Annotated in this window: 8 protein-coding genes; 7 read left to right on the plus strand and 1 reads right to left on the minus strand. The window is 67.3% G+C overall.

Annotated features, from left to right (window positions below; translation table 11 throughout):
• Nucleotides 1-13: 13 nt before the first annotated feature.
• The 6 genes from G6017_RS12970 (at nucleotide 14) to dnaB (ending at nucleotide 5,757) form a co-directional block, all read left to right on the plus strand.
• Nucleotides 14-1,621, plus strand: coding sequence for a glycosyltransferase family 87 protein (locus G6017_RS12970; protein ID WP_347238001.1), 1,608 nt, complete (start codon nucleotides 14-16; stop codon nucleotides 1,619-1,621).
• Complete coding sequence (locus G6017_RS12975; RefSeq protein WP_182609865.1) at nucleotides 1,618-1,809, plus strand: hypothetical protein; 192 nt, start codon at nucleotides 1,618-1,620, stop codon at nucleotides 1,807-1,809. The genes G6017_RS12970 and G6017_RS12975 overlap by 4 nt, the downstream gene beginning before the upstream one ends.
• 137 nt (nucleotides 1,810-1,946) lie before the next feature.
• Nucleotides 1,947-2,234, plus strand: a complete 288-nt coding sequence (gene rpsF, locus G6017_RS12980) for a 30S ribosomal protein S6 (protein WP_107747067.1) — start codon at nucleotides 1,947-1,949, stop codon at nucleotides 2,232-2,234.
• A gap of 89 nt (nucleotides 2,235-2,323) precedes the next feature.
• Nucleotides 2,324-2,896 (plus strand): single-stranded DNA-binding protein, encoded by a 573-nt coding sequence (locus G6017_RS12985; protein WP_182609866.1) that lies wholly within the window; start codon nucleotides 2,324-2,326, stop codon nucleotides 2,894-2,896.
• 116 nt (nucleotides 2,897-3,012) lie between these two features.
• Nucleotides 3,013-3,465 (plus strand): 50S ribosomal protein L9, encoded by a 453-nt coding sequence (gene rplI / locus G6017_RS12990; RefSeq protein WP_179523916.1) that lies wholly within the window; start codon nucleotides 3,013-3,015, stop codon nucleotides 3,463-3,465.
• Between the two features lie 468 nt (nucleotides 3,466-3,933).
• On the plus strand, nucleotides 3,934-5,757 hold the full coding sequence (gene dnaB, locus G6017_RS12995) for a replicative DNA helicase (protein WP_502914739.1): 1,824 nt from the start codon (nucleotides 3,934-3,936) through the stop codon (nucleotides 5,755-5,757).
• A gap of 236 nt (nucleotides 5,758-5,993) precedes the next feature.
• Here dnaB and G6017_RS13000 read toward each other — a convergent pair whose 3' ends face one another.
• Complete coding sequence (locus G6017_RS13000; protein WP_347238002.1) at nucleotides 5,994-6,677, minus strand: MgtC/SapB family protein; 684 nt, start codon at nucleotides 6,675-6,677, stop codon at nucleotides 5,994-5,996.
• A 136-nt stretch (nucleotides 6,678-6,813) separates the two neighbouring features.
• Between G6017_RS13000 and G6017_RS13005 the strand changes: the two genes are divergently transcribed.
• The coding region (locus G6017_RS13005) for an IS256 family transposase (protein WP_241731534.1) at nucleotides 6,814-7,475 on the plus strand (662 nt) is incomplete at its 3' end.

Raw genomic sequence — 7,475 nt, forward strand, 5'->3', positions numbered from 1 at the left:
CTAGGGTGTGGTCGTGCAGAGCAACGGCCACCTCTCCCCGCTGCCGCTCGACAGGGACCTCCGATCGCTCGGCCCGCAGGACCGGGTGCGACCCGGGGACGGGGCCGCCAGGACGGTGCTGGACGCCTGGGGCGGGCCGGTGGGCCGGCACGCGGTCGTAGGGCGGCAGCGGTTCTGGACGCCGCTGCGCGTGATCATGATGTTCGCGGTGCTGTTCCTGGCCCTCGGGTTCTTCTCCAAGGCCGCGTGCATGGTCACCACCAGCCCCACCGACGGCTCCGCGCCGGGGCTCAACTGGACCGGCCAGCAGTACTACAAGGCCTGCTACGCCGACCCGCTCCCGCTCTACGCGGTGCAGGGTCTGGACGCCGGTGAGCTGCCGTACCGGTACATGTGGGTGGGCGACGACGGCGGTGCCCGCTACATGGAGTACCCGGTGGTGTCCGGGATGTTCCAGTACGTCACCGCGCAGGCCGCCCAGGCCTGGCACGCGGTGGCCCCAGGCGGTCCCATCGAGGTGGTCAAGTACTTCGTCCTGGGCTGCGTGATCCTGGCGTTCCTCTGGATGATCGCCGTGTGGGCCACCTACCTGTCGGCCGGGCGTCGGCCGTGGGACACGCTGCTCATGGCGGCCAGTCCGCTGATCATCTTCCAGGCCTTCACCAACTACGACCTGATGGCGGTCGCGTTCGCGTCCGTGGCGCTCCTGCTGTGGGCGCGCAGCAGGCCGGTCTGGGCGGGGGTCGTCCTGGGGATCGGCGTGGCGGCCAAGCTGTACCCGCTGTTCCTCTTCGGCGCCCTGCTGGTGGTGGCCATCCGCCGCAGGCGCTTCGTGGACCTGGGCAAGGCGGCCGCGGCCGCGGTGGCGGCGTGGTTGGCGGTCAACCTGCCGATCATGATCCCGTTCCCGGAGGGCTGGCGGGAGTTCTTCCGGCTCAACTCGGACCGCCCCGCCAACCCGGAGAGCATCTACGCCGTCATGCAGACCCTGACGGGCTGGCAGGGCTTCGACGCCGGCCGCGCCGCGGGCGAGGCCCCGGCCACGCTCAACACGGTGTCCCTGGTCCTGTTCGCCCTCGGCTGCGTGGCCGTGCTGGTCATCGGTCTCACCGCCGCCACCACCCCGCGGATCGCCCAGCTGGCGTTCCTCATCGTGGCGGTGTTCCTGCTCACCAACAAGGTGTGGAGCCCGCAGTATTCGCTGTGGCTGGTCCCGCTGGCGGTGCTCGCGGTGCCCCGGGCCAGACTGCTGGTGCCGTGGATGGTCTTCGACGCCCTGCTGTGGGTGGCCCACATGTCGTACTTCCACGGGGTGGCCAACAAGGGCATCGGGCCGGAGACGTTCCATCCGCTCGTCCTGGTGCGCGACCTGATGGTCGTGGCCATCTGCGTGGTGGTGATCCGCGAGATCTACCGGCCGCACCTGGACCTGGTCCGGATGGCGCACCAGGGCACACCCGAGGGGCCGGACCCCCTGGCCGGGGTCCTCGCCGACCCCGGGGAACCGCTGGTCGGACCGCCGACCGTCCGGGGGAACGGCGACCACGGCCACGACGACGACCACGACCACGACGACGACGAGGCCCGCGGGCTCCGACAGAGGGAGGGCACCACCGGATGAGCACCAGTGCGATGATCTGGATGTTCCTGTGCATCCTCGTCGGGTTCGTCTGCATGGTCACCGCCGCCGGCGGGCACCGCGCGGGGTGGCGCCAGCCCGTGTGGATCTCCTGGACCGTGGCGGCGTTCCTGTTCCTCACCGTGGTGCCCGTGGTCCTGGCGCTGACGATCGGTCTGCGGCACGGCTGAGGCGGCCCGATCCGGTTTGAGGGATTTCGTCCACCGAGCTCAAGCGGGGTAGCCTTACCGGGTTGCTGACGCAACGACCCTCCTGCCACGGAAATTCCGTGGCCGAATCTGTAGTCCACAGGAGGTGATGAGGTCCCATGCGTCAATACGAAGTGATGGTCATCCTCGATCCGAGTCTCGACGAGCGCACCGTGGCGCCGTCGCTGGACACGTTCCTCAACGTGATCCGGCAAGAGGGCGGTTCGGTCGACAAGGTCGATGTCTGGGGAAAGCGCCGCTTTGCCTACGAGATCAACAAGCAGACCGAGGGCATCTACGCCGTCGTGCAGATCAAGTCCGAGCCGGACGCGGTCAAGGAGCTGGATCGTCAGCTCGGTCTGAACGAGAACGTGCTCCGCACCAAGGTGCTCCGCGCCGACAAGTGACCCGGGCCCGCCGGCTCGCCCGCTAATCTGGGCGTGGTCGGTCGAGCTCCGATCACACCCACCTGAGCGTCAACACGGAGGACAAGCGCATGGCACAGGGCGACACCCCCATCACCGTGGTCGGGAACATCGTCGCGGACCCCGAGCTGCGGTTCACGCCGTCGGGTGCCGCGGTGGCGAACTTCCGGATCGCCTCGACGCCGCGCCGCTTCAACTCCCAGACCAACCAGTGGGAGGACGGCGAAGGCCTGTTCCTCACCTGCAACGTGTGGCGCCAGGCCGCCGAGAACGTGGCGGAGTCCCTGCAGAAGGGGATGCGCGTCGTCGTCACCGGTCGCCTGCGTCAACGGTCGTACGAAACCCGTGAAGGCGAGAAGCGCACGGTGTACGAGGTGGAGGTCGACGAGGTCGGCCCGTCGCTCAAGTACGCCACGGCCAAGGTCACCCGCACCAACCGCGAGAGCGGCGGGGGCGGTTTCCAGGGTGGTGGCCAGCAGGGCGGCGGTCAACAGGGCGGCGGATTCCAGTCCGGCGGCCAGCCGCAGGGCGGTTTCGGTGGCGGCCAGGGCGGCGGCCAGCAGAACGACGATCCGTGGGGCAGCGCTCCCCGGGCCGGCGGTTCCGGTGGTTTCGGCGGCATGGACGACGAGCCCCCGTTCTGATCCCAGGGTCTTTTCCCTCGGGGCGCGCGAAGCGCCCCACCCCATAAGCATGAGACATGACCTCGCGAGAGTCCGGCCCCGGTCGGCTCGTCGGAGGAAAGAAAGGTAGACGGATCATGAAGCTGATCCTCACCGCCGACGTCGACAAGCTCGGTGCGCCGGGCGACATCGTCGAGGTCAAGGGCGGATACGGTCGTAACTTCCTGCTCCCGCGCGGGCTGGCCATCGTGGCCACCCCGGGCGCCGAGCGCCAGATCGAGTCGATCAAGCGGGTCCAGGAGGCCCGTGAGGTGCGCGACTCGGACCACGCCAACGAGCTCAAGCAGAAGCTCGAGTCGCTCGCCGACGTCAAGGTCGCGGTCAAGACTTCCGACACCGGCAAGCTGTTCGGCTCGGTCACCGCGGGCGACGTCGCCTCCGCGATCAAGTCCGCCGGGGGGCCGGCGCTCGACAAGCGCGCCGTCCACATGCCCAAGGAGCACATCAAGTCGACCGGCGCCCAGAGCGTCGTCGTCGAACTCGGGCATGACACGACCGCCAAGGTCGAGTTCGAGGTCGTTCCCGCCTGATCTCCCACGTAGGGCCCCGGTCGTCGTCCGCGACGGCCGGGGCCCTCGTCGTGGACACGACGGGGTTGTGGATCGCCTGTGGATAAACGCCACCGCGAAATACAACGATGTCGGTTCCGATATCGAAACTGTTCATCTTTCGTTATCTATTGCGTCGTCGATCCGGGCGTGCTACGAGAGGTTCTCCACCGACGGGTTGATGGGCAAAGATGCTGATGAGCAGCGCTTTTGTTCAGAAACGACCAAGTACTCCACCGGTTGTCCACAGCAGGCCCGGCATCGGCCCTGCGGATCGGGGATTCATCCACAGTTGTCCACAGGTGGCCACCAACGATTGTGGATAAACCTGTGGATAACTTGGAAGGTAGTTGCCGGGCGTGTCGCTCCGGTGGCCTACAGTGAACTGGTTACGCGGCGCAGGCGAGGCGACTCGGGAGTGCCGAACGCGTGAGGCGGAGAGGAGAGGTCATGGCGCAGGGGGGATTCGACGGATCCGACGAGATGCCGCCTCCGCCTGACGAAGGCGGGCGCTCAGAGTTCGGTCGCACACCTCCGCAGGACCTCACCGCGGAACAGTCGGTGCTCGGCGGCATGCTCCTCAGCAAGGACGCGATCGCGGACGTGGTGGAGGAGATCCAGCCGGGCGACTTCTACAAGCCGTCGCACCAGGCCGTCTATGACGTGATCCTGGACCTGTACGCCCGTGGCGAGCCCGCGGACGCCGTCACCGTCGCCGCCGAGCTGGACCGCCGTGGTGACCTCCGGCGCGCCGGCGGGGCCACGTACCTCCACACCCTCATCTCGACGGTGCCCACGGCGGCCAACGCGGGGTACTACGCGCAGATCGTCTCGGAGAAGGCGATCCTGCGCCGCCTGGTCGACGCGGGGACGCGGATCGTGCAGTTCGGTTATTCGGGCTCCGAGGGGGCCGACGTGGCCGAGGTAGTGGACCGGGCGCAGGCCGAGATCTTCGAGGTGACCGAGCGCCGGACCACCGAGGACTACGTGATCATCGAGGAGCTCCTGCAGCCCACGATGGACGAGATCGACGCCATCCACACGGCCGGCGGGCTGAGCAATGGCGTCCCCACGGGCTTCGCCGACCTCGACGCCGTGACCAACGGGCTCCACGGCGGCCAGATGATCATCATCGCCGCCCGACCCGGCGTCGGTAAGGCGCTGGCCCTGGACACCGTGCTCCCGACCCCGGGCGGCGTGACCACCATGGGCAAGGTGCGCGTCGGCGACAGGGTGCTCGGCGCCGACGGGCAGCCGACCGAGGTCGTGGCCGTGACCGAGGTATGGGAGGACCGTCCCTGCTACACCCTGCGGTTCAACGACGGCGCGGAGATCGTGGCGGACGCCGAGCACGAGTGGCGGATCGAGATGGGCGGCACCCACCAGACCGTCACCACCAAGTCGCTCGAGACACTGATGCTGGTGAGCGACTTCGGGATCCTGGTGCCCGAGAACGCCGGTTCGGGGCGCCCCGACCGCCTGATCATCGACGTCCGCGGCGCGCAGAGCGTCCCGGTCCGGTGCATCGAGGTCGCCGCCGACGATCACCTGTACCTGGCCGGCCCCACCGGGATCCCCACGCACAACTCCACCATCGGCCTGGACATCATGCGTTCGTGCTCGATCAAGAACGGCCTCTCCTCCGTGCTGTTCTCCCTGGAGATGAGCAAGACCGAGATCGTCATGCGCCTGATGAGCGCCGAGGCACGCGTCAAGCTCTCCGACATGAAGTCCGGAAAGATGAGCGACGAGGACTGGACCCGCATGGCCCGGCGGATGGGTGAGATCTCCGAGGCCCCGCTGTTCATCGACGACTCGCCCAACCTCACCATGATGGAGATCCGGGCCAAGGCCCGCCGGCTCAAGCAGAAGCACGACCTCCGGCTGATCGTGGTGGACTACCTGCAGCTGATGTCCAGCGGTAAGAAGGTCGAGTCCCGTCAGCAGGAGGTCTCCGAGTTCTCCCGCCAGCTCAAGCTGCTGGCCAAGGAGCTCGACGTACCGTTGATCGCCATCTCCCAGCTGAACCGTGGCCCCGAGCAGCGCACCGACAAGCGCCCCCAGGTCTCCGACCTCCGCGAGTCCGGCTCACTCGAGCAGGACGCCGACATCGTCATGCTGCTTCACCGCCCCGACTCCACCGAGCGCGACGACCCCCGCGCCGGCGAGGCCGACCTGATCCTGGGCAAGCACCGCGGTGGTCCGACCTCCACCATCACCGTGGCGCACCAGCTGCACTACTCGCGGTTCGTCGATATGGCGCGGGGGTTGTAGGTGCTTGTCTGTTCCCAAGCACTTTGTCAGTGCGTCAGTGCGACAGTGCGACAGCGCTGGCTGTGGCGTCCCGCGAGAGTGGGTAGTAGCCACCCAGTGAAGTCCGTTGTCAGACGCCGGCTGAAACACGGATTGACACTCCGACTGAGGACGAGGGTTCGGGACCTGCTGGTCTGATCGTCAAAACCTTTCCTCTTGCTGTGTCGGCGTCCGGGTCTTCCACACGGTGCGGCAGCCTACAAGTCTGCTTGATCATGTGGGCGGACCCGCCACCGTACGGAGGTGACCGCCTGTTCCATGCTGAGGCGACTGACTGCGGCTTCGAAAACCGCGTCGTCGCGCTTGCGGGTGGTCAACAGTGCCCGGACCTGGACCCGGTCGGTGGCGGCGATGTTCTCCGAGTCCACGCCTTGCAGGTGAAAGCCTTCGGCAAGCATGGCCTGGACGAGCAGTGCGCGGATGTGCGCTTCGTCCGGGTCCTGGCAGACGACGGTGAATTCGTAGTCGACCGGTTCGTTCTCGGTCTGGTTGTCGGGAACGGTGCGCTCGACCCGCCGTGCGATGGGGCGCAGGAGCGCGTTGCCCAGGATGATGGCGATGATTCCAGCGAGGGCGGGGATGTACATCCCACCGCCACACAGGCACCCGATAGCAGCGGAACCCCATAGCGTGGCCGCAGTATTGATCCCTCGCAGGCTGCCCCCTTCCTTGATGATGACCCCGGCGCCCAGGAAGCCGACCCCCGAGACCACCTGAGCTGCGACACGGCTGGGTGAGGCGTCATCGGGAGTCAGAGAACTGAGCAACACGAACAGACATGCGCCGACGCACACCAGCGTGTTCGTCCGCAGGCCGGCGGAACGGGCCCGCCATTGGCGTTCGAGGCCGATGAGGGACCCGCCGAGGAATGCTGCCGACACCCGAGTAGTGCCCCATAGAGTGGTGTAACTCGGTGGCCGAGATCGTCTCCGACATCCGTGTCGTTGACGGATGTAGAGCGGCCACCGCGTGATCTTTCGAGTCAACCGTCTAAAGAATCCTCGAGGAGTCATCGCGATGACCGCACCCCATATTGTCGACCCTGCAGGCCTGCTTGGCCAAGCCCTCGCCGAGGCATCACCGGATCTGATGCGCGAACTGCTGCAAACCATGATCAACGCCCTGCTGTCCGCCGATGCCGACAGCGTGTGCGGCGCCGAATGGAACGCCCGCAGCACCGAGCGCACCAACCGGCGCAACGGCTACCGCCACCGCCCCCTGGACACCCGCGTCGGCACCGTCGACGTCGCCGTCCCGAAGTTGCGCTCGGGCAGCTACTTCCCCGAGTGGCTGCTCGAGCGCCGCAAGCGGGCCGAGTCCGCGCTGATCACCGTCGTAGCCGACTGCTATCTGGCCGGGGTGTCTACCCGCCGGATGGACAAGCTGGTCAAGACCCTGGGTATCGACTCGCTGTCCAAGTCGCAGGTCTCACGCATGGCCGAGAACCTGGACGAGCAGGTCGCAGCGTTCCGCCACCGCCGCCTGGACGAGGCCGGACCATTCACTTTCGTCACCGCCGACGCGTTGACGATCAAGGTCCGCGAGAACAACCAGGTCGTCAAGGCCTCCGTCCTGCTGGCCACCGGAGTCAACGGCGACGGCCACCGCGAAGTCCTCGGAATGCAGGTCGCCACCAGCGAGACCAAAGCCTCATGGAACACCTTCTTCGCCGACCTGGT

Source organism: Dietzia sp. B44 (genome assembly GCF_014145245.1).
Lineage (GTDB): Bacteria > Actinomycetota > Actinomycetes > Mycobacteriales > Mycobacteriaceae > Dietzia > Dietzia natronolimnaea.

What these genes read in the sequence shown, in the direction of transcription:
- G6017_RS12975 (WP_182609865.1), top strand. Translation starts at nt 1,618, where the DNA reads ATGAGCACCAGTGCGATGATCTGGATGTTCCTGTGCATCCTCGTCGGG.
- rpsF (WP_107747067.1), top strand. Translation starts at nt 1,947, where the DNA reads ATGCGTCAATACGAAGTGATGGTCATCCTCGATCCGAGTCTCGACGAG.
- dnaB (WP_502914739.1), top strand. Translation starts at nt 3,934, where the DNA reads ATGGCGCAGGGGGGATTCGACGGATCCGACGAGATGCCGCCTCCGCCT.
- G6017_RS12985 (WP_182609866.1), top strand. Translation starts at nt 2,324, where the DNA reads ATGGCACAGGGCGACACCCCCATCACCGTGGTCGGGAACATCGTCGCG.
- rplI (WP_179523916.1), top strand. Translation starts at nt 3,013, where the DNA reads ATGAAGCTGATCCTCACCGCCGACGTCGACAAGCTCGGTGCGCCGGGC.